The following is a 24,229-nucleotide window of genomic DNA, read 5'->3' as shown; positions in this document are numbered from 1 at the left end:
GCGAGCACACTGCGGCGTGCGGACGTGGCGGCTGATCAAACGCGGAGAGCGTCGTGTTCCTGTTTCTGTTCCTGTTGCGTGCTTCACGCTGGCTGCTTGCGGCCGCTGTAGTTGCCTCGCTCGCCTGCGGCGTGGCGAACGTCATGCTGATCGCATCGATCAATCGCGCGCTCGGTGCGCCAGCGGCGGAACTGGGCGCGCAGGCGTGGCGCTTCGCCGCGCTGGCCGTGCTCTCCATGCTCGCGCAGATGTGTGCCGGAGCGCTCTTCACACGGTTGGGGCAGCGCACGCTGGCCGAACTGCGTCGGCACGTGTCGCGCATCATCGTCAACGCGCCGCTGCGCGTCGTCGAATCGACGGGCGGCGCGCGCGTGCAGTCGGTGCTGGCCGACGACGCCAACCACGTCGCCAACTTCTTCATCGGCCTGCCGACGCTCGTCATGAATGGCGCGATTGTGATGGGATGCTTCCTGTACCTGGCGATCCTCTCTTGGCCGATCTTCCTGATGGCCTGCGTGGCGATCGGTCTGGGTGCGCTGGGCTATCACATCAGTCATACCAAAGTGATTCGGTATCTGCGCACGGCGGGGCAGCGTCAGGATGAGTTGTTCGGGCACTTCCAGACACTGGCATCCGGTGCCAAGGAGCTGAAACTCAACCGCCGTCGTGCCGACGCCTTCCTCGCGCGCGTGCTCGGCGCCGCCATCGAGGCGGTGCGCGAGAATCGCTCACGCGGCCTGACGCTGTTCATCTTCTCGGTCAGTTGGGTGCGTTTCCTGTTCTTCGCCCTCATCGGGCTGGTGCTGTTCGTGCTGGTTGGTGCGACGTCGAGCAATGCGCACGTGGCGACGGGCTACGCCATCGTGTTCCTGTACATGGTCACGCCGCTCGAAGCCATGCTCAACAACATTCCGTTGTTGACGATGGCGCGTGTCGCGAGCGAGCGCATCCAGAAGGTGACGGAGTCGATGCGTACCGAGGACGTCACGTCGTCGGATACGTCGACGACCGGTGCGCCGCTGGTGAGGCTGCATGGCATCACGCATAGCTACTACCATGAGCAGCAGGACGAAATCTTCCGCATGGGGCCGATCGATCTGACGTTCCGTCCGGGCGAGATCACTTTCCTGATCGGGGGCAACGGCAGCGGCAAAACGTCGCTGGCCAAGCTGCTCACCGGGCTTTATGTGCCGGAGAGCGGCGAAATCGTGTGGAACGGTCAGTCGGTCGACGTCAGGAATCGCGATCGCTACCGTCAGTTGTTCTCGGCGATATTCTTCGATTTCCATCTGTTCGAAACGCTGCTGGGGGCGGACGACGTGCAAACCGATCCCGCACGGATCGACGCGTTCGCCGCGCGCTGGCTCGCGCGCCTGCACCTTCAACACAAGGTCAGCGTGACGAATGGTGCCTTCTCGACGCGCGATCTCTCTCAGGGGCAGCGCAAGCGTCTCGCCCTCGTGGCGGCGTGCGTGGAGGATCGACCGTTCCTCGTGTTCGACGAATGGGCGGCCGACCAGGACCCGGTGTTCAAGGAAGTGTTCTACCGGGAAATCCTGCCCGAGCTGAAGGCGCAGGGGAAAACCGTGCTGGTGATCTCGCACGACGACCGTTACTTCTCGCTGGCCGACCGGCTGGTGAAGATGGAAAACGGTCAGTTGATCGCGGACGGCGAACCGACATCTGTCACCCCGACGTCTGCAAATCCGGTGGTGACGACAGCGAATGTAGAAAAACCGCAATCGTCCGCGTAAAGCCCTTAAATTGCGGGCACGAGGATCGTCAATGAAAGTGCGGCGCGTGTGGCGCCGCGGTTTCGTTGAGGATCCAACCATGCTCGATACGATGCTCGATGTGCGCGCCCTGCGCACCAATGGCGACCTCCCGATGGTGGTCGAACCGCGCGATGCCGGTGTGCCGATCGAGGCCGCCGCCAGTGCCCTGCATGCACTGGTGGACGAATATCTCCCGACCCACGGCGGCGTCTTGTTCCGGGGGTTCAAGGTCGACGGGGATGCGGCCTTCCGCGAGTTCGCCGCGTCTTTCGGTCATTCGCTGCTGACCTATGAGTTCGGCTCGACGCCGCGCAGCAAAGTCGCGCAAGGCGTTTATACGTCCACCGAATATCCGCCGCACCAGCACATTCCGTTGCACAACGAACAGTCGTACACGCGCGACTGGCCCATGAAGATCTGGTTCTACAGCGTGCTCACGGCGCAGGAAGGCGGTGAGACGCCGATTGCCGACAGCCGCCGCATTTATGCCCGTGTGCCGCAAGACCTACGCGAGCGTTTCGCCTCCAAGCGGCTGATGTACGTGCGCAACTTCGGTAACGGCTTCGACGTACCGTGGACGCAGGTCTTCAACACCGAAGACCGCGCCGAAGTCGAAGCGTATTGCCGTGCCCACCGCATTGCCTGCGAATGGAAAGACGATGGCGAGCTGCGTACGCGCCAGCTGTGTCAGGCCGTCGCGCAACATCCCGTGACGGGCGACTGGGTCTGGTTCAATCAGGCGCACCTGTTCCATATCTCCAACCTCGAACCCGACGTACGCGAAACGCTGCTCGACGTCGTCGGCGAAGAGGATCTGCCACGCAATGTGTACTACGGCGACGGCAGTCCCATCGAAGAAGACGCGCTCGCTACGATTCGTCACGTGCTTGAAGCAGAGAAGATCAGCTTCCCGTGGCAGAACGGCGATGTGCTGATGCTCGACAACATGCTCGCCGCGCACGCGCGTTCGCCGTTCAAGGGGCCGCGCAAGGTCGTCGTCGCGATGGCGCAGGCGCACGGGGCCGACCGCTGACGGGTCTGCCCCGACCGTCGATACATCTTCTCTGCGTCATTTACCACGCGTCGCGGCCCGTCGGCCGCCACGCGCCAGTCTTTGATTCCGTTCCTGCTTCGTGAGTCGCTACCGTCATGAACGACGCTCTTCGCTTGCCCGTCCCCTTCGGCCCTGTCTCGTCGACGGCGCCCTCTCAGGGAGCGCCTGGCGCTCCTATCGAACACATCGTCGATCTTCTGCGCGCCCGCGCCCGGCTTGAGCCGGACCGCGAGGCGCTGCGCGCCGTATCCAGCGATGAGGGCGACGGTCGGGCCCTGACCTGTGCGGGGCTCGACACGCGCGCCCGTGCGGTGGCCGCCACGCTGCAACGTCTCGCCGGTCGTGGTAAGGACGGTGCACACGGCGAGCGCGGATTGCTGCTCATGCCGACGGGACTGGATTACGTAGCGGGATTCTTCGGCTGCCTGTACGCCGGAGCAATTGCCGTGCCGGCGTTTCCGCCGGAGTCGGCGCGTCCGCAGCATCTGGCGCGCGTGCGCTCGATCCTGCACGACGCGCGCGCACGCTTCGTGCTGACCGACCGTCAGCATCGCGACGCCATGCTCGCATTCGGCGACGCCGTGCCCGAGTTGCGCGGTGTCGAGATCGTGGTGATCGATGAGATCGACGATGCGCTCGCGACCGAGTGGCAGGAGACGAGCGTCGCGCCGGGCGATCTGGCGTTCCTGCAATACACCTCGGGCTCGACGTCCACACCGAAGGGCGTGATGGTCAGTCATGCGAATCTGATGGCCAACGAAGCCGCCATCGTCGCAGGACTGGGCATGACGCGCGACGACACCATGGTGAGCTGGCTACCGCTGTATCACGACATGGGGCTGATCGGCGGGCTGCTTTCGCCGATTTACCGAGGGGCCCGTCTCGTGCTGATGTCGCCGCAGTTCTTTCTGGAGCGGCCGGTGCGCTGGCTGCGCACCATCGACAAATTCGGCGGCACCGTCAGCGGTGGCCCCGATTTCGCCTATCGCCTGTGCGCGCAGCGCATCGACGCCGCCACCATCGGCGCCCTGAACCTGAGCGGCTGGCGGCTGGCGTTCTCGGGTTCGGAACCGGTGCGACACGACACGCTGGTCGATTTCTGCGAGACGTTCGCACCTGCGGGTTTCGATCCGAAAGCGGTCTATCCCTGCTATGGACTGGCCGAGGCGACACTGTTCGTCACCGGTGGACAGCGCGGCGCAGGCATGACGGCCGCCAACTTCGCGCGCAGCGCCCTGGCTCGGCAACGGGCCGAGGCATCGGACGATCACGGGGACGACCACGCGATGCTGGTCGGATGCGGCGCCACGCCGCTCGATCACGAAGTGCGTCTGATGACGTGGAACGATTCGCCCGATGTCGCTGCGTCCGTGGTGGAGGCGGGCGGCGTGGGCGAGATCTGGGTGAGCGGGCCGAGCGTGGCACAGGGCTACTGGCGCAACGACGAGGCGAGCGCGCGAACTTTCGTGCAGGCGGACGGCAAGCGCTGGCTGCGCACGGGCGACCTCGGCTTTGTGCACGACGATCAGTTGTACGTCACGGGCCGCTGCAAGGACGTCATCATCGTGCGCGGTCACAATCTGTATCCGCAGGATCTCGAAAAGGCGGTTGAGGCCGACGTCGAACTGGTGCGCAAGGGCCGCGTGACGGCGTTTGCCGTCGACATCGACGGCGAGCCGGGTATCGGCATCGCGGCGGAAGTCGGTCGCGGCGTGCAGAAGATGGTGCCGCCGCAGACGCTCGCCGAAGCGATCGCCGTCGCGGTCTCCGACGTTTGCCAGCAAGCCGCGTCGTTCGTGGTGCTGCTCAATCCCGGCGCACTGCCCAAAACCTCGAGCGGCAAGTTGCAGCGCAGTGCCTGTGCGAAGGGCTGGCGAGACGGATCACTCGATGCATGGGCGACCTGGCAGAACGGTGCGATCGTCGGGGACGGTGCGGCCAAGGCATCGTTGAACGACAGGACCGGCAACGCGCCGACCCAAAACGCTACATCCGTCGCTACAGCCGACGCCACCTTCGACGCCACCTTCGACGCCGTCGCGCAGATCTGGCGCGAAGTGTTGGGGCGCGAGCAGATCCGTGCCGACGATCATTTCTTCCTGTGCGGCGGCAGTTCGTTGCTCGCCATGCAGGTGCTGGCGCGTGTGCATGAGCGTCTCGGCGTGAAGGCGACGCCCGCCTCGTTGTACGAACATGCGCGACTGGGCGAGTGGGTGCGAGAACTGGCGAAGCTCACGCCTGCCTCGGGTGCGCTGGCCATCGACGCCGCGTCGCAAATCCCGCCCGCGACACCCTTCGCGCAAACCCCGGACACCCGTGTTTTCCGTCAGTCCTTTGCGCAGTCCCGGCTGTGGTTCGTCCACCGTCTCGATCCGGCGAACAGCGCGGCGTATCACGTGGGCGGCCAGTTGCTCGTCAAGGGACGCTTCGACGCGAACGCGTTCTCCCGCGCGCTTGAAGCGATCACGGCTCGACACGACGCCTTGCGCACGACGTTCGACGAGCGCGACGGCGTCGCTGTCCAGATCGTGCATGCGAAGGCCAATGTCCCGTTTGTCAGCCACGATGTGTCGGGCGACGCGAACCCCGACGCCGCAGCGTCCCGGCTGACCGATGCGTTGCTGGCACAGCCGTTTTCCCTGGACGCCTGTGCACCGTGGCGGGTGGCGTCGATCCGCATGTCGGACGAGGCGCATCGAATCGTCTTCGTCCTGCATCATCTGTTGACGGACGCGTGGTCCATGACCCTGCTGATCGACGAGTTGGCCCGGGCCTACAGCGGATTCGCCAGCGGCGAGACGCCTGTGCTGGCTCCGGTGCCTGTTCAGCCTGGCGATCATGCCCATTGGCAGCATGACCGCGTCGATGGCGAGGCGCTCGGTCGTCAGCTCGACTGGTGGCAGACGCGTCTGCCGGAACCGTCGCCGGTGCTCGCGTTGCCGGTCGACCGCGCGCGCGGCGCCTTGCGCTGCGGCGCGGGGCAAACGCTCGCGTTCGAATTCCCGGCGGGTCTCACGCGCGACGTGTTGACCTACGCCGCACAACGCAAGGCGACGCCGTTCGTCGTGCTGGCCGCGTCGTTCCAATGGCTGCTTCATCGTTATGCTGGCGAGACGGATATCCGCGTGGGCGTGCCGATTGCGCAGCGTGACGTGGCAGGGCTGGAGCGCATGCTCGGGTGTCTCGTCAACACGCAAGTGTGGCGCGCACAGATCGACCCGGCGGCCGACTTCGACCGGTTGGTGATGCACGTGCGCGACGGGGCGCTGGACGCGCAGGCGCACCGCGAAGCCCCGTTCGAGCGGGTGGTGGAGCGCATCGCACCGCAGCGCAGCCTCGGACAATCGCCGCTGTTTCAGGTGATGTTGAACCATCATGTGGCGAACGCTGCTGCGTCGCGCACCGCGACGGGCTGGCCTGAGGGCCTGAACGTGGTCGCACAGCCGCTCACCGGCGGGGCTCAGTACGATCTCGCGCTCGACATCGACGAGCTTCACGAGGCGACGGCTGGCAACGGCGCAGATCCGCTTGATGGCGTGACGCTGCGCGCCCGGCTCACTTTCCCGACGGATTTGTTCGATGCGCCAACCATCGAGCGCCTGGGGGCGGACTGGTGCGCCGGGCTGGCGACGCTGCTGGCGCTCCCGACGCAGCCACTTGCGTCGCTCGACGTGGCCTTTGAAAGTGCGTTGGACGGCGGGCATCGCGTTGCGCTCGCCGAAGCACAGCCGTCGTTTCGAAGTGTCCCATCGCTGATCGACACGCAGGCACAGCAGCAACCGTCCGCCATTGCTTTGCGCGACGAATCCGGCACGCTCACGTATGCCGAACTCGCGCGCGGGGCGAACCGCATCGCGCATTGGTTGCTCGCACAGGGCGTTGCGCCGGAGGCGCGCATCGGACTGGCGATGTCGCGTCAGACGGGCATGATCGCAGGACTGCTCGGCATCATGAAGGCCGGGTGCGCATTCGTGCCGCTCGATCCGTCTTACCCGGCCGAACGGCTGGCGCAGATCATCGATGACGCGGACATTTCGCTGGCGCTCACCGAGGTCTCTCTGGCCGACGCGGCGTGGCTCCCCACGCGTCGCGCCGTGGTTGCCGACCTGATGGCGGATGCCTCGCTGCCCGAACATCCGCCCGTGCTCTCGCTGCATCCCGATCAACTGGCTTATCTGATTTACACGTCCGGCTCGACCGGCACGCCGAAAGGCGTCGCAGTGGCGCACGGTCCGCTCGCCATGCACTGCGTGGCAACCGGTGCGCAATACCGACTCACGCCAGACGTCTGCGAGCTGCACGTGCTTTCGATCAACTTCGACGGTGCGCATGAGCGATGGATGGCGCCGATGATCTGCGGCGCGTCGTTGTTCATTGCGGACGAACGTCACTGGGCGCCGCAGACGATGGTCGACGCGATGCGTCGTCACGGCGTGACGAACGCCGGTTTCCCGACGGCCTATCTGTGCCGTCTCGCCACGAGCGGGGCGACGGGCGCACCGGCGCTGCGTTTGCTCTCGTTCGGTGGCGAAGCGATGGCGTGGCCCGCGCTGCGCGCGGCACAGGCGATGTTCCGTCCGGTGCAGACGATCAACGGATATGGGCCGACCGAGACCGTGATGACGCCGGTCGCCTGGTCCATCGATGGGGCGCTGGACGCGCAACCGGCGGCGCAGATTGCGGGTCAGGCGTATGCGCCGATCGGCAAGCCGGTGGGACGCCGCCGCGCGTGGGTACTCGATCCGTGGCTGGGCGAAGTGCCGCTGGGCGCGGTGGGCGAACTGTACCTCGGTGGCGAGGGCGTGGCGCGCGGGTATCTCGGACGCGCAGCGCTGACGGCCGAGCGCTTCGTACCGGACCCGCGCGGTGAGCCGGGCGCGCGCATGTATCGCACCGGCGACCGGGTGCGTCGACTGGCCGACGGCACGCTCGTCTATCTCGGTCGTTTCGATCAGCAAGTGAAGGTGCGCGGCTTCCGTATCGAGCCGGGCGAAGTCGAGACGCAATTGCTGCGCGAACCGCACGTCGACGACGCACTGGCGGTCGTGGCGGCGGGGCCTGCGGGCGATCAACTCGTCGCCTATGTCGCAGGCAAGGAACTCGATGGCGAAGCGCTGCGTGTGGCGCTGTCGCATCGCCTGCCGGACTATCTGGTGCCGTCGCTCGTGATCGTGCTGGATACGTTGCCGAAGCTGCCCAACGGCAAACGCGACCGGGCGGCGCTGCCTGCGCCGGTCTGGGGCAGTGCTGGCGGACAGGCACCGCAGGGCGAGGCGGAGTGTGCGCTGGGGGCCGTCTGGCAGGCGCTGCTGCACCTGCCTTCGGTGAGCCGCGACGACAACTTCTTCGCGCTGGGCGGCGACTCCATCGTTGCGTTGCAGATGGTCGGGCGCGCACGTCTGGCGGGTTGGCAAGTCGGGTCGCAAGACGTCTTCCGTCACCAGACGCTCGCACGTCTCGCGGCGCAGGCGCGGGCAGTCGGTGAAGGAGACGGCGCAACGCAAGCGCCCGAACCCCTAGAAGGTGATGTGCCGCTCACGCCAGTGCAGGCGTGGTTCTTCCGTCAGCCCATCGCGTGCCGCGATCATTGGAACCAGTGGATCGAAGTGACGTTGCCCGAAGGCACGGAAATGACGGCGCTTCGTGAAGCGTTGGGCACCGTCGTGAAGCATCACGATGCGCTCCGGCTGCGGTTCGCGGAGCATGACGGCCAATGGCAGGCACGCTACGTCGCGCCACATGCCGCCGACGATCTTCTCTGGCACGCGGCGATGTGCGACGACGCGCAACTCGCCGATGCCCTCGCTCAGGCCCAACGGAGTCTGTCGCTGGCCAACGGACCGCTGTTGCGTGCGCTGCTGGTGCGCACGGAGGTGGGCGAGTTGCGCTGTTTCCTTGTCGCGCACCATCTAGTGATCGATGGCGTGTCGTGGCGCATCCTGCTGGACGATTTGCAAACGGCGCTCGGGAATGCGCGAGGAGCGCGGGCCGTCCGGGCGCAGCGGGTATTACCCGCCGTCGGCCAATCGATGCGCGCGTGGGCGCAGCGTTGGCACGACTGGACACAAAGCGACGCCGCAGCGGCCGCGCTGGACGTCTGGCAGCAGGCGCTGACCGGTGCCGTGGATGCGGTGGACGTTGCGAAGCCGACGAACGCAACGGCGGGGACGGGCGAGATCGAAGACACGTGGCCCGCAGACATCGCCGTGCCGCTCACACAACTGCGCCGTGTGCGAATGCATGAGGCCTTGAGTGCTGCCGTCGCGCACACGCTGGGGCAGCGTGCGCGGGCACAGCGTTATGTCGTCCACGTCGAAGGTCATGGACGCGGCGGCGAGCAGGGCGACCTTTCACGCACGCTCGGCTGGTTCACGGCGGCGTGGCCGCTCGCCATCCCGGTCGGCGCGACGCCCGAAGGCACAGTGGCCGCTGCGCGCGAAGCCTGGCGACGCGTGCCGCACGACGGCGCGAGCTACGCCGCGCTGCGTTACCTGGGCACGCCGCATGCCCGTCGGACGCTCGACGCGTTGCCCGCAGGCCACGTCACCGTCAACTTCCTCGGACGCACCGACACGGATGGCATCGTCGACGGGGGCCTGTCGCACGAGCCCGACGTTGCGCCGCCGAACTGGCTGACACTTGACGTCTGGCAGCGCGCAGACACGTTGCGGCTCGTGTGCCGTTACGACCGCACACGCTTCGCAGGCGACGACGTTCGGACGCTCGTCGACGAGATCGGGGCGACGTTGCGTGCACTGGCCGAGACGCTGCCCGGTCACGAACCGGTCATCGCCGAAGACTTCCCGTACGCGGGCCTCACGCGCGCTCAACTCGGGGCATTGCCCGCGTCGGTGCAGCAGATCGAAGCCGTGGTACCCGCAACGTCGATGCAGCAAGGCCTGCTGTTCTACTCGCAGCAGCAAGGTAACGCCGACCCGTACTTCTATCAAAAGGGCTTCGTCATCGACGGCGCACTCGATACGAACGCGTTTGCACAGGCTTGGCGCGAGGCAGTCATGCGTCATGCCGCGTTGCGCACGGCCTATGTGAGCGACGTCGGCGACCTGCCACTGCTGCTCGTGCACGGTCCCGAGACGGTGGCCACGGCGGGGGACCTGCTGCCGCAGGAAGACTGGCGCGAATTGAGCGAGGCGGACCAACACGCGCGTCTGGACGCGCGTTTCGCAGCCGAGCGCGCCGCCGGTTTCTCGTTCGTGCAGGCGCATCGTCCGCGTCTGGCGCTGCTTCGCGTGGGTGAGTCGCGCTGGTGGCTGTTATGGAGCAGCCACCACGTGACGCTCGACGGCTGGAGTACCGGCCTGATTCTGGGCGACGTGATGTCGCGCTATGCCGCACTGGCGAGCGGCGAAGTGTCGACGGACGGCGAAGTGCAGGCCGCGCCGTCGTTTGCCGAGTTTGCGGTGTGGCAACGCGAACTGGACGCCTCCTTATCGTCCTTATCGTCCGTATCGCTCGCGCATTGGCGGCAATTGCTGAACGGCGTGGGCGCGCCGACGCCGCTACCGGCTGCGCGTCAGGATCGTACGACCACTGAAGCGGCAGGGCACGGTGAAGCCGCATGGACGCTCGCCCCCGCGCAGTGGCAGACATGGTGCGACGCAGCCCGTCGCGTTGGCGTGACCCCGGGCACGCTGTGTCAGGGCGCATGGGCGCTGCTGCTGGCGCGTCATGCCGGACTGCGCGACGTGGTGTTCGGCGTGACGGCGTCGGGCCGCTCCGCAGCCGTGCCGGGCATCGAACGCATGGCAGGTCTGTTCATCAACACGCTGCCCGTGCGCGCCACACTCGACGCGCGTCGTCCGGTCGCCGACTGGCTGCGCGAGCTTCAGACGCAAACGGCGCAGTCGCGTGAGCATGAGCATGTCGCGCTGTCCGCGATCACGCGTGAAGCGCAGCGGGCCAATGAGCGCGAAGGCGAAAGCGCCGACGGTGCCCTGTTCGAGAGCATTGTCGTCTTCGAAAATTATCCGCTCGATGCTGCGTTGCTCGGCCAACGCGACGATGGTCTGCGGCTGTCGCTGCTGGCGCGCGGCACGCAGGCGCGCAATAACTATCCGCTGTCGCTGATCGTCGAACAGCACGACGGCTTGCGTCTCGTGCTGGCGTTCGCCCGTGAGCGCTTCGACGATGCTGCCGTGCAAGCCCTTGGCGAGCAGTTCGTGGCGTTGCTCGGCGCGGTGGCGGACAGCCTTGGCACGTCCGACACGTCGTTGGGGCAAATCGGACTCATGAACGACGCGCCACCGACTGTGGAGAACGTTGGCTGGCCGTCGCAGGACTTGCTGGACGACTGGACGGCGTACGTCGCGAGCGACGGCGCGGCACTGGCCGCCGAAGGTGAGGACGCGGCCTATCGCCGGGATGAACTCGACGCGCTCGCGAACCGTCTGGCAGCCACGTTGCAGGCGCAGGGGATCGGCCCGGAGGACCGTGTCGCCATCTGTCTGCCGCGTAGCGCGGCGTTGGTTGGCGCGATTCTGGGCGTGTGGAAGGCCGGTGCAGCGTACGTGCCGCTCGACCCCACGCAACCGGTGGCGCGTCTGGAAAAGTTGGTGAGTGCCAGTGGTGCCAACGCGGTGATCGTCGACGATCAGGCACCAGCGATCACGCAGGCCTCGCTGATTCGCTGGCGCGACATCGCAGACACCAGCGTCTGGACGAAAGCTCCGACACCGGTCCGCATCCATCGGGCGCAGGCGGCATACGTCATCTACACCTCGGGGTCGACAGGCGAGCCGAAGGGCGTTGTCGTCAGTCGCGGTGCGCTGCACAACTACGTGCAAGCGGTGGCCGCACGGCTGCGTGAGCGTGGTGTCCGCGGTGTCCGCGGTGTCGATGCGGCGAGCAACGCGGGCGGATTCGCGATGGCGTCGACGGTCGCTGCGGATCTCGGTCACACGACGTTGTTCGGCGCACTGGCGCTCGGCCGTGCGCTGTATCTCGTGCCGCAAGCGTGCGCATTCGATGCACAGCGCTTTGCCGAGTGGTGTGCCGCGCGTCCGATCGACGTGCTCAAGATCGTGCCGGGGCATCTAAAAGGGCTCCTCGACGCGGCGGGCGCGGCGGTGTTGCCGCGCGCTGTGCTGGTGACCGGCGGCGAATCGCTCGATCCGTCGTTCGTCGCACAGATCCGTGCGGCGCGTCCGGCGCTGGCTGTCCTCAACCATTACGGCCCGACGGAGACGACTGTCGGGGCGCTGACGCATGATGTCGGGGGCGTGGCAGAGGTGCCGGAGGTGCCAGTCCCGGTCGGTCGTCCGCTGGCGAACCTGCATGCGCATGTCCTCGATGCCGACCTGAACCCGTTGCCGCCGGGTGTGGCCGGTGAGCTTTATCTGGGCGGCGCCGGATTGGCCCGCGGGTATCTCGGCGCACCTGCGCAGACGGCCGAGCGCTTCGTGCCGGACCCGTGGCGCGCGGGTGCACGGATGTATCGCACCGGCGACCGCGTAGTGCAGCGCGCCGACGGTGCGGTCGTCTATCTCGGTCGCATGGACGATCAGGTCAAGATTCGCGGCTATCGCGTCGAACCGGCGGAAGTGGCGCAGGCGATGCGTCGCGTGCCCGGCGTGATCGATGCCGTGGTCGTTGCACGTCACGACGGGCCCGGTGGCGCATGGTTGCACGGTGTCTTCACTGGCGATGCAACGCTCGACGTCGTGCGCACGGCGCTGACCGAGGCGCTGCCATCGGCGTGGGTGCCAGCGCGATTCGACGGTGTCGACAAGCTGCCGCTGACTGCAAATGGGAAGGTGGATCGTCGCTCCTTGTTGGCGCTGACCGGGCGCATCGATGCTTCGAAGGACAGCGCGGGCGCGGTGTCGATGGAATTGCCGCACGTCGGTGCGGAAGCCGACATCGCCGCCGTCTGGTGTCAGGTACTCAAGCGCGAGCAGGTCGGCCGTCACGATGCGTTCTTCGACATCGGTGGCGACTCGATTCTGGCGTTACAGGTGATTGCGCGACTGCGCAAGCGCGGCATCAAGGTCGGGCCGCAGCATCTGGCATCGCATCCGACGGTGGCGCGACTGGCGACGCTGGCAGTGCCTGCCGACGCGAAGCCCGCGCAAACGCCACTGGCCGTCACCGGCCCGACGCGCGGGGACGAGCATCGCAGTACGTTCCCGCTGTCGTCGTCGCAGATGCGCGTGTGGCTGGAAACGCAGATGGCGCCGCGCGCCGGGGCGTATCACATCGCCGGTGCGTTGCGTCTGAATGGACCGCTGCAAGCCGACGCGCTTGAGCGCACCTTGCAGACGCTGTCGGACTGGCATGACGTGTTGCGCACGACCATCGCGGTCGATGCCGCTGGAGGCGGGGCACCGGCGCAACGCGTACAGGCCGTGCTGCCACTTGCGTTCACGCGCGACGCCGTCGCCCCGGGAACCCCGGCCGACGCTGCGGACGCGGCTGTGCAAGCGCGTCTTGAGGCGCTGACGCTGGCGCCGTTCGATCTGACCAACGGGCCGCTCTGGCGCGTCCATCTCATGCAGCTTGGCGACCAGTCGCACGTGCTGATGCTGGTAATGCATCACCTGATCTCGGACGGCTGGTCGATGAATCTGCTGGTCGCGGATCTGGCGCGCGCCTATCGGGCGCATGCGGGCGGGCATCAGCCACTGCGCGACGCGTCGGCTTCGCCGCTGCATTTATCGCCGCGCTACGGTGACTATGCCGCGTGGCAGCGCGAACAACTGGCCGGTCCCGCGCAAGCCGCACAGCTCGCGTACTGGCGTCAGCAGCTTGGCACGACGCATCCGGAACTGGCCTTGCCGTTTGACCGGGCGCGCCCCGTCGTTCGCGACGGCGCGGGGGCCAGCGTCGACCTCACGATACCGCCGGGCTTGCCCGCGCGACTCGAGCGTTTCGCGCGGGAGCACGGCGTCACCCGCTTCATGGTCATGGCCGCCGCTTTCCATCTGCTGATGCATCGCGTCACCGGCGAGGGCGATGTGCGCACAGGGATGCCCGTGGCGGGGCGCGCGTTTGAGGCCGTCGAAGCGGTGGTGGGCTTCTTCGTCAACACGCAGGTGTTGCGCTCACGGATCGAATCGCCGACGACGTTTGCTTCGCTCGTCACGCAGGTCCGAGATCAACTGCTGGGGGCGCAACAGCACGCCGACGTTCCGTTCGAGCGGTTGGTCGAGCACCTCGCCCCGGTGCGCAGCGTGTCACGGCACCCGTTGTTTCAGGTGTCCATCAATCACCAGAAGCGTGCCTTCGCACCACTGAGCGATCTGGCCGGTGTGACGATGCAGGCCATCGAGCGACGCGCACATCATGCGCAAGTCGACCTTTCACTCGATACGGAAGAGGACGAAGCGGGCGCACTGCGCGGCTGGCTGACGTACGCCTGCGACGTGTTCGACGCGCCGACGGTGCGCCGCCTCGGCGAGCAATGGCTGGCGCTGCTGGACGTCGCCATGACGCAGGCAACGACGCCCGTCGCGCGGCTTGCAATGACGACTGGCGGCGCGGCGGGGCAGCGCAACGGTAACGGCCATACGCGGGTGAGCATCGCCGTGCCGCTGCCCGTGCATGCCGTGATCGACGCGCAGGCCGCCGTGCGGGGTGACGCGATTGCCGTGTGCGACGCCAACACTCGCGTCTTATACCGCGACCTCGTCACCCGCGCGAACCGCATCGCGCATGCGCTCATTCGCGCGGGCGTCGCGCCCGAGGCGCGTGTCGGGCTGGCCATGTCGCGCAGCACGGACCTGATCGTCGCCATGCTCGGCATTCTCAAGGCGGGCGCGGCGTATCTGCCGCTCGACCCTGCTTATCCAGCCGAACGTCTGAGCTACATGGTGGAAGACGCCGGGGTGACGCATGCGATCACGCAGGCGTCGCTGGCCGGGGCGTCGTGGCTGCCGGGCGAGGCGATGACCCTCGAATCGATGCTCGCAGACGCGACGCTACCGGACGATGCCCCGGCGCGCGACGTTCACGTCGATCAACTGGCTTATGTGATCTATACGTCCGGGTCGACGGGGCGTCCGAAGGGCGCGCAACTGACGCATCGCAACCTGATGCGATTGCTCACGGGTACGTCGCAGGACTTCGCCTTCGACGCGAACGACGTCTGGACGATGTTCCATTCGTACGCCTTCGACTTCTCGGTCTGGGAAATCTTCGGTGCGCTCGCGCACGGCGCGCGGCTCGTGGTCGTGTCGCAGGACACGGCGCGTGATCCGGCCGCCATGTGGGCACTCGTCGCCAGCGAAGGCGTGACGGTGCTCAATCAGACGCCTTCGGCGTTCTATCAGTGGCTCGGCGCGATGCCGTCGGATGCGACGTCGACCACGCTGCGCCACATCGTCTTTGGCGGCGAAGCGCTCACGCCTGCGCGACTGGCTGCGTGGCGGCAGCGCTTCGGTGACGCTACGCGCCTGACCAATATGTACGGCATCACGGAGACGACGGTGCACGTCAGTCGTCATGTGTTGCGTGCGAACGACGTGACCGGTTCACCCATCGGCGCGCCGATTGCCGACCTCGACTGGCGGGTGCTGGACGCGGGGCTCAACGAAGTGCCGCCGGGTGTCGCAGGCGATCTGTACGTGTGCGGCGACGGGCTGGCGCGTGGGTATCTGGGACAGGCGGGCCTCACGGCCGAGCGCTTCGTGCCGGACCCGAAGGGCGCACCGGGCGAGCGCATGTACCGCAGCGGCGACCGTGCGCGTCGGCGGGCGGACGGCACGCTCGACTACCTCGGTCGGGGCGACGCACAGGTCAAGCTAAGAGGCTTTCGCATCGAACTGGGCGAAATCGAGTCGCAACTGCTGCGTCATGAAGACGTGATGGACGCGGCCGTCCTCGTGCGGGACGACGGCGCAGGCGAGCAACTGGTGGCGTACGTGGTATCGCCGCCTGAGCGCGTCGCCGAGGTCGATGCCGCCGCGCTGTGGTCGCGTCTGCGCGCCCATCTGGGCGGGGCGTTGCCAGCCTACATGGTGCCGGGCCAGTGGCTGCGTCTGGATGCGCTGCCGCTCACCCCGAACGGCAAGCTCGACCGGCGCGCGTTGCCGGTGCCCGAAGCCGCCGGTGCCTCGCAGTTCGAGGCACCGCACGACGGCACCGAAGCGCGCATCGCCTCGATCTGGGAGGACGTGCTGGGCGTGCCGCGCGTGGGGCGTCACGACGACTTCTTTGCGCTCGGCGGCCATTCGCTGCTCGCGACGCAGGTCGCCTCGCGGCTGCGCGACGCGTTGTCGCTCGACGTACCGCTGCGCACCCTCTTCGAAGCGAGCCGATTGACGGCGCTGGCCGAGGCGGTTGACGCCTTGACCGGCACATCACACGCCAGTCAGGCGGTCGCCGACGACGACCTGCAAGCCGCCCTGCGCGAAATGGAATCCCTTTCCCCCGAGGCGCTGCAGGCGCTGCTCGGGCCGGAGGCTACTCATGGGCAAACTAAGCATGGCTGATACGAAAGACGACATTCAAACGACGCTCGCCCGTCTGGCCCCGGCGCAACGGCAGGCGATGATCGCGCTGCTCGAACGCAAGGGCGTCGACGTGCGCGAGCACTTGCCGCTCGACGGCTGGGTGTCCCGCGCGCAAGGACAGGACGTCGAGCGCGCCGCCGCTTCGTTCGCGCAGCAACGCATGTGGACGCTGTTGCAACTGGACGAGCGCCACGACACGTATCACATCACCGGCGCGGTACAACTGGAGGGCGATCTCGATACGGCGGCACTGGCGCAAGCCTTCGCCGCTGCCGTGGCGCGTCACGCCGCGCTGCGCACGACGTTCGATGTGGCGGACGGCAAGCTCATGCAGCACGTGCACGCCCGCGTCGATGTGCCGCTGGACATCCTGACGCTGCCCGAAGGGGCGACCGAGGCCGAGGTTCGCGACGCAGTGGCGGACGTCAGCCGCCGCGCATTCGACCTGGCGCTCGGCCCGCTGGTGCGCACGACGTTGCTGCGAGTCACGCCGACGTGTCATGTGCTGGTGCTGACGATGCATCACCTGATCTCCGACGGTGGTTCGCTAGACGTTCTCATCGGCGAGATTGCTTGCGACTACGCCGTCGTGCGCAACGGACAGACGCCCGCGAACCAGTCGACCGGCCCGACCTACGGCGATTACGCCATCTGGCAACGGCTGCGGCTGGGCGGCGACGCGCTGGCGGGGCAACTGGATTACTGGGCGACGCAACTCGCCGATGCCGACGACTTGCTGGCGCTGCCGCTCGACCGTCATCGACCGGCGCAGCGCGATGCCGAAGGCGGGCGCGTTGGATTCTCGCTGCCAGCGTCCCTGGCGGAGCGCATTCGCGCCCTGGCGCGTGACGCCCGCACCACGCCGTTCGCGGTGTTGCTGGCGTCGTTTCAGGCGCTGCTGGCCCGATACGCGGTGGGCCAGAGCGACGAGGACACGGATGCCGCCCCCGTCGATGTGCGTGTCGGTGTGCCGGTGAGTCATCGCAGCCGCACGGCGCTGGAGCGCGTGGTCGGATGTTTCGTCAACACGGTGGTCGTGCGCGCGCGCGTCGATTTGTCGGACGGGTTCGACGCCTTGCTCGCACAGGTGCGCGACACGTTGCTCGACGCGCAGCGTCATGCGGATGTGCCGTTCGAACAGGTAGTCGAGCGCCTTGCGCCCGCGCGCAGTCTGAGTCATAGCCCGTTGTTTCAGGTGATGGTGAACCATCAGCGGCGTCATGCGGCGTCGGCGTTGCAGTTGCCGGGCGTCACCGCGACGGTGCTCGACGGCGAGACCACGCAGGCAAAGTTCGACCTCGATCTGGGCATCGTGGAGTCGCCCGACGGTGCGCTTGGCGGCGGGCTGGGTTACGCCTGCGACGTCATCTCGCAGCCAACGGCGCAGCGTATCTGCGCGCACTGGCAGACGTTGCTCACCGCGCTCGTCGCGCAACCGTCGTCGCCGTTGCAGGACCTGCCGCTCGCCGGTGCAGACGAACTGAGCGATATCCGACGTTGGGGCAGTCCAGCAAACGACGCTCGCACGGCAACGAACGACACGCGCCTGCTGCCGGACATGATCGCGGAGCATGCGACCCGTCGCCCGGAGGCCATCGCCGTCGAATGCGATGACGACGTGCTGACGTACGGTGAACTGCTGCGTCGCGCGGACACGCTGGCCGCGCGCTTGCTCGCGAACGGTCTGACACCTGAGACGCGTGTCGGCGTGTTATTGCCGCGCTCGACAGACGTGTTCGTCGCGATGGTCGCTGTGCTGCGCGCGGGCGGTGCCTATGTCCCGCTGGATGTAGAACATCCTGCCGGGCGCGTCGCCGAGTTGTGCGCCGATGCAGCCATTGCGCTGGTGATCGCCGACGCGCCGGGGCTCGCACGTGTGCCGCCCGGCGTGGTGGCGCTGGACATTTCCGAGGCCGACACGTCTGCTACGACGGCGGTGCTGCCTGCACTGCATCCCGCGCAACTGGCCTATGTGATCTTTACGTCCGGCTCGACGGGGCGGCCGAAGGGCGTTGCTGTGCCGCACGGGCCGATTGCCATGCATTGCCGCGCCATTGCGGGGCTGTTCGGCATGACGCCGGACTTCCGCGAACTGCATGTGGCGTCGCTCTCGTTCGACGGTGCGCACGAGCGCTGGCTGACGCTGCTGTCGCAGGGCGCGTGCGTGGTGCTGCGCGGCCCGCTTCAATGGACGCCGGAGGAAATCTGCGAGCAGATCGTGCGCCGTCGCGTGACCAACGCCGGGCTGCCGACTGCGCTCTTACGACACGTGGCGCAATGGGTCGAAGCGCATCCGGACGCCGTACCGCCGGGCCTCATCTACTCGTGCGGCGGCGAGGCGCTGTCCCGAGACACGCTGGCGCTCGTCATGCGCACGCTGCAACCGGCGCGGTTGCTCAACGGGTACGGGCCGACGGAGACGGTCGTCACGCCCGTGAACTGGACGGTCCATGCAGGCATGCAGAGCCCGACGCCGTACGCTCCCATCGGCTCGCTCGTCGGCGAGCGCCGCGCGTATGTGCTGGACAAGCGTCTGCAACCCGTGCCGGTCGGTGTGGCCGGTGAGTTGTATCTCGGCGGTGAGGGCGTGGCGCGCGGGTATCTGTCCCGTCCCGGACAGAGCGCCGAGCGGTTCGTGCCCGACCCGTGGGGCGCGCCGGGTACGCGCATGTACCGCACCGGCGACCGCGTTCGCTGGCTGGACGACGGTACGCTGGCGTACCTCGGCCGTCGCGATCAGCAACTCAAGGTGCGCGGTTTTCGCATCGAGCCGGGCGAAGTCGAGGCGCAATTGCTGGCGCAGACGCGCGTGCGCGAAGCCGTCGTGGGCACGGCGCAGGGACCGGCGGGGGGGCAACTCGTGGCGCACGTGAGCGCGACGCCGCCGGAGGGCGTCGACCCGGCGGGCTTTGGCGAGCAGTTGCGACAAGCACTCGCCGCGCGACTGCCCGCGTATCTCGTGCCCGCACAGATTCTGGTGCTCGACGCACTGCCCAAGCTCGTCAACGGCAAGCTCGACCGCAAGCGACTGCCGGCGCCTGTATGGCAGAGCTCGAGCGCGCAAGCGCCGCGCGCCGGGGCCGAAGCGGATCTCGCAGCCATCTGGACGCAATTGCTCGGCGCTACGCAAGTCGGCCGGGTTGACAACTTCTTCTCGCTCGGCGGGGACTCGATCATCGCGCTGCAACTGGTGAGTCGCGCGCGCGAGGCGCACTGGCGCATCACGGTGCGCGACGTGTTTCGCCATCAGACGCTCGCGGAACTGGCCGCTGTAGCGACGCCTGCGCAGACGATGGCCGGTACGGTGTCGCAGACGGCTACGCGTGACGCGAGCGAGACGCCGTTGCTGCCGATCCAGTCCTGGTTCTTTGACGAGCCGATCCCTCAGCGCGACCATTGGAATCAATGGATCCAGGTGGACGTACGCGACGCTGGACGTCCGCTCGATGGCGGCACACTGCGCGAGGCGTTGCAGTCGGTCGCCGCGCATCACGAAGCCCTGCAAATGCGCTACGTCCAAGGCGATGACGGGTGGCGACAACTGCGCGCTTCGTCCGACGCATCGCTCGTCGCACTGGATGTCGTGGACGCTGCCGACGACGCGCAGGCGCTTGCCGCTGCCGAGCGTGCACAACGCGCTCTGTCGCTGGCAAACGGTCCGTTGCTGCGCGCGGTGCTCGTCAATCTGACAGGGGGGCGTCAGCGTCTGTTGCTTGTCTGTCATCACGTTGCCGTCGACGGTGTGTCGTGGCGGGTGTTGCTGAGCGATTTGCAGCGAGCGCTTGACCAATGCGAAGCAGGGCAACCCGTCGCGCTGGCGGACAACGGCACGTCATACGGCGCTTGGGCGACTTACTGGCGCGATTGGGCGTCGTCGTCCGAGGCAGAGCAGGAAGCGACTTTCTGGACGGACGCACTACAAGGCGCGCACAACACGCTGCCCGTCGATGCCACGCCCGCCGAGGGCGACCGTCAGGCCGATGCAGCGGAAGTAACCGTGGCGCTCGACGCGGGCGCCACCCAGCGGTTGCTCGACGCCGCGAACGACCGTGCACGGATCCATGAACTGCTCGTTGCCGCACTTGCGCAGGCCGTCGGCGAGTGGGCCGGGGCAGGGCGCGTGGCGTTGTGCGTCGAGGGCCACGGCCGTGACGACGTGCCGGGCACCGAAGCTTTCGATCTGACGCGCACGCTCGGCTGGTTCACGTCGGTCTATCCGTTGGCCGTCGACGTTTCGGCATCGCCGCGCGAAACGCTGTTCGCGCTCAAGCGGATGTGGCGGGCGGTGCCACGTGCCGGACTCGGATTCGGCGCTTTGCGGTATCACGGCAGTGACGAAGTGCGCGAAGCGATGGCGGCGTTGCCGCAAGGACGCATCACGTTTAACTACCTCGGTCGCGTCGACGCAGGCTTCGGGGAAGGGCGGTTCGCGCCGAGCGACGCGCCCGCAGGGGCCGCCCGCGACGCATCCGCCCCGCTGGGCAACTGGTTGTGCGTCGACGGCGCGATTGCCGATGGCTGCCTGCGTCTCTACTGGCGCTTCTCGCGCCAGCGTTTCCACGAGGCGACGATTGCCGCTGTGGCCGCTCGTATGCAAGCGGCGCTTGGCACGCTCGTCACGGCCAGCGCCGACGCACAGGTCACAAGCGCGGCCGATTTCCCGCTGGCAGGGCTGACCGAAGCCGCGCTGGCTGCGTTGCCGGTGCCCGCCGCCGATCTCGAAGACGCCTATCCACTCTCGCCCATGCAGCAGGGGATGGTGTTTCATGCACGACTCGCACCGGACAGCGCGTCGTACGTCAACCAGCTTCAGATCCATCTCGAAGGATTACAGGCCGACGCCTTTGCCGCCGCGTGGCAGGCCGCCGTCAAACGTCACGCGATCCTGCGTACGAGCTTCGTGTGGCGAGACGGCGCGCCGCCGCTGCAACTCGTGCACCGCGAAGTGCCGCAAGCGCTGCGCCTGCTCGACTGGCGAGAGCGTGTCGCGCAGCACGGTGCGGGTGTCCTGACGGAACTGGCGCAGCAGGAACGCGCACAGGGCTTCGACCTCGCGGTTGCGCCGTTACAGCGTGTGGCGCTCGTGCGTGTGGACGACGACGCGTGGCAACTGATCTGGACGCTGCACCACGTGCTGCTCGACGGCTGGAGCAGCGCACGACTGATCGGTGAAATCCTTCAGGCGTATCTGTCCGGTACACCGGCGGTGGAAGGCACTGCGCCGCGTTTTCGCGACTACATTGCGTGGCTTGAGGAACATGCGCCGCAGAACGGCGAGTCGTTCTGGCGCGAGCGGCTGGCCGCCTTCGAATCGCCAACGCAGTTGCACGAGGCCGTGCTGCGGACAATGGCCGCGGCACAAGGCCACGGCGAGCGCACGTTCCGGGTCGACGCAACGAGCGCACAAGCGTGGCAGCGCGCCGCGCGCAGCCGCCGTCTGACCGTCAATACGTTGGTGCAAGGCGCGTGGACGCTGCTGCTTCAGCGTTACACGGGCAAGCGCGACGTGTGCTTCGGTGTGACCGTCTCCGGTCGTCCGGCGGAACTGCCGGGGGCCGAGCGCATGATGGGGCTCTTCATCAACACGTTGCCAGTAGTGCAAGGTCCGTCGCCTTCGGAAGGACTCGACGACTGGCTGCATCGATTGCAGGAAGACAACCTGGCGCTGCGCGAGGCCGAGAGCACGCCGCTCTACGACATTCAGCGCTGGGTCGGCTGGCCGGGGCAGGCGCTGTTCGACTCGCTCATCGTCTTCGAGAACTATCCGGTGGATCGTGCGCTGCGGGCGCAGGGCGCGCAGGCGCTGCACTTCGGCGACATCGTGAACGTGGAGACCACGCATTATCCGCTCACGATCGGCATCGCGTCGGGCGAGACCATCGATGTGCGCATGAGCTACGACCGTCAGCATTTCGATGACGGTGCGGTGGAACGGTTGTGGACGCAGTTGCACGACCTGCTGGCGCAGTTGTGCGCGCCGCAGACATCGAATGCACAGCGTGCTGCACGTGTTGCAGACGTCGTCTTGCACGACAGCGACGCCGCATGGCCGACGCAGCGTGGACCACGACGGACGTTCGATGTCACGACGACCGTCGACCGGACGATTGCCGCCTTTGCGATCACGCAACCGGATGCCATCGCCGTCACCGATGGCGAGCGCTCGCTGACCTACGCGGAACTCGACGTGCAAGCGAATCGTATGGCGCACGCGCTGCTGCGCCGGGGTGTAGCGAGCGAGGATCGTGTCGGCATCGCACTGACGCGCCGCGTCGAGCTGATCGTCGCCATGCTCGGCGTGCTCAAGGCGGGCGCGACCTACGTGCCGCTCGACCCCGCGTATCCCGACGAACGCCTCGGCTATATCGTGCAGGACGCCGACATCGAGGTTGTGGTCACGGACGCCGCCCTCGGCGCGCCTGCGTGGTTGCCGAAGGACAGTGTGAGCATCGATGCGCTGTCGCGCGACACGGCGCTGCCGACCACGTCGCCCGAAGTGCGTATTCACGTCGACCAGTTGGCCTATGTGATTTACACGTCCGGTTCGACGGGCAGGCCGAAGGGGGTGCAGGTCGCGCATCGTCAGTTGATGCGTCTGCTGCATTCGACGCAGGATTGGTTCGGCTTCGGTCCGGACGACGTCTGGACGATGTTTCACTCGTATGCGTTCGACGTGTCGGTGTGGGAGATTTTCGGCGCGTTGTCGCACGGCGGGCGACTGGTCGTCGTGCCGTACTACACGAGCCGCGAACCGCAGGCGCTGTGGGCGATGCTCGAGCAGCAACGGGTGACGGTGCTGTGCCAGACACCGTCCGCGTTCTATCAGATGCTTGCGGCCCTGCCGCCGGACGCCTCGCAAACGACGTTGCGCCATATCGTGCTGGCGGGCGAAGCGCTCACACCGCGCCGACTCGCGCCGTGGTGGTCGCACTTCGGCACGCAAACCCGCATCGTCAACATGTACGGGCCGACGGAGACGACCGTCTATGTGAGCTATGGCGTCGTGACGCCGGAGGCGGCTGAGGCAGGCATCGGTCACTCGCCGATCGGTGAGGCGCTGCCGGATATCGGCTGGCGAGTGCTCGACGCATCGCTCGCCGAGGTGCCGATGGGGGTGCCGGGCGAGCTGTACGTCGGAGGCGACGGGTTGGCGCGCGGCTACCTGGGACGTCCGGACTTGAGCGCCGAGCGCTTCGTCCCCGATCCCTGGGGGCCAGCCGGTGCGCGCATGTATCGGACGGGCGACCGCGTGCGGCGACTGCCGGACGGCACGCTCGATTACCTCGGGCGCGGCGATCGGCAGGTCAAGCTGCGGGGTTTTCGCATCGAGCCGGGCGAGATCGAGGCGCAGTTGCTGACGCACGCACAAGTGCGCGATGCCGCCGTGCTGGTGCGAGGCGAGGGCGCCGACGAACAACTGGTGGCGTATGTCGTCGCGAGTGCCGAAGACGACGCGCTGTGGGAGCGTCTGCGCGAGCATCTCGCCACGCGCGTGCCGGTGTTCATGATGCCCGGGCAGTGGCTGCGTCTGGACGCGCTGCCGCTCACACCGAACGGCAAGCTCGACCGTCGTGCGCTGCCAGCGCCGCAGGCGGCCGCCGCGCGCTTCGTCGCGCCGCAGGACGGTGTGGAGACGGACGTCGCGCAGGTCTGGCAATCGGTCCTCGGCGTCGAGCGCGTGGGGCGTCACGACAACTTCTTCGCGCTGGGCGGCCACTCGCTGCTGGCGACGCAGATGGTGGCACGTTTGCAAGCGGCGTCGGGGCGGCCGGTGGCGTTGCGTCAGTTGTTCGAGACGCCGGTGCTGTCGGACTTCTGCGCTGCGTGGGCGGTCGCGGCGCCCGCAGCGCTCGATGCGCAGACGCGCAACGCGCTGGACGATCTGCTCGGCGATCTGGAGGCCGATGCAGCTTGATGTGTTAAGGCCTCGC

4 protein-coding genes are annotated in these 24,229 nt (G+C 67.4%); all 4 read left to right on the top strand.

What is annotated here, in order from left to right:
• The first annotated feature begins 53 nt into the window (after window positions 1–53).
• The 4 genes from panG (at window position 54) to MB84_RS15450 (ending at window position 24,213) form a co-directional block, all read left to right on the top strand.
• Window positions 54–1,754: a pandorabactin export ABC transporter PanG gene (panG, locus tag MB84_RS15465; RefSeq protein ID WP_046292417.1), complete on the top strand. Its 1,701-nt coding sequence runs from the start codon at window positions 54–56 to the stop codon at window positions 1,752–1,754.
• Between the two features lie 79 nt (window positions 1,755–1,833).
• Window positions 1,834–2,808: a pandorabactin biosynthesis dioxygenase PanH gene (gene panH / locus MB84_RS15460; RefSeq protein WP_046293860.1), complete on the top strand. Its 975-nt coding sequence runs from the start codon at window positions 1,834–1,836 to the stop codon at window positions 2,806–2,808.
• A gap of 116 nt (window positions 2,809–2,924) precedes the next feature.
• Window positions 2,925–16,277: a non-ribosomal peptide synthetase gene (locus MB84_RS15455; protein WP_046292416.1), complete on the top strand. Its 13,353-nt coding sequence runs from the start codon at window positions 2,925–2,927 to the stop codon at window positions 16,275–16,277.
• A complete protein-coding gene (locus MB84_RS15450; RefSeq protein WP_084009818.1) occupies window positions 16,255–24,213 on the top strand; it encodes a non-ribosomal peptide synthetase in 7,959 nt (2,652 codons plus the stop codon). Before MB84_RS15455 ends, MB84_RS15450 begins: the two co-directional genes overlap by 23 nt.
• Window positions 24,214–24,229 lie beyond the last annotated feature (16 nt).

This window comes from Pandoraea oxalativorans (assembly GCF_000972785.3).
GTDB lineage: Bacteria > Pseudomonadota > Gammaproteobacteria > Burkholderiales > Burkholderiaceae > Pandoraea > Pandoraea oxalativorans.
The sequence above is the reverse complement of the archived record's forward strand: the minus strand, read 5'-3'. Positions and strand labels throughout refer to the sequence as shown.

What these genes read in the sequence shown, in the direction of transcription:
- MB84_RS15455 (WP_046292416.1), top strand. Translation starts at nt 2,925, where the DNA reads ATGAACGACGCTCTTCGCTTGCCCGTCCCCTTCGGCCCTGTCTCGTCG.
- panH (WP_046293860.1), top strand. Translation starts at nt 1,834, where the DNA reads ATGCTCGATACGATGCTCGATGTGCGCGCCCTGCGCACCAATGGCGAC.
- MB84_RS15450 (WP_084009818.1), top strand. Translation starts at nt 16,255, where the DNA reads ATGGGCAAACTAAGCATGGCTGATACGAAAGACGACATTCAAACGACG.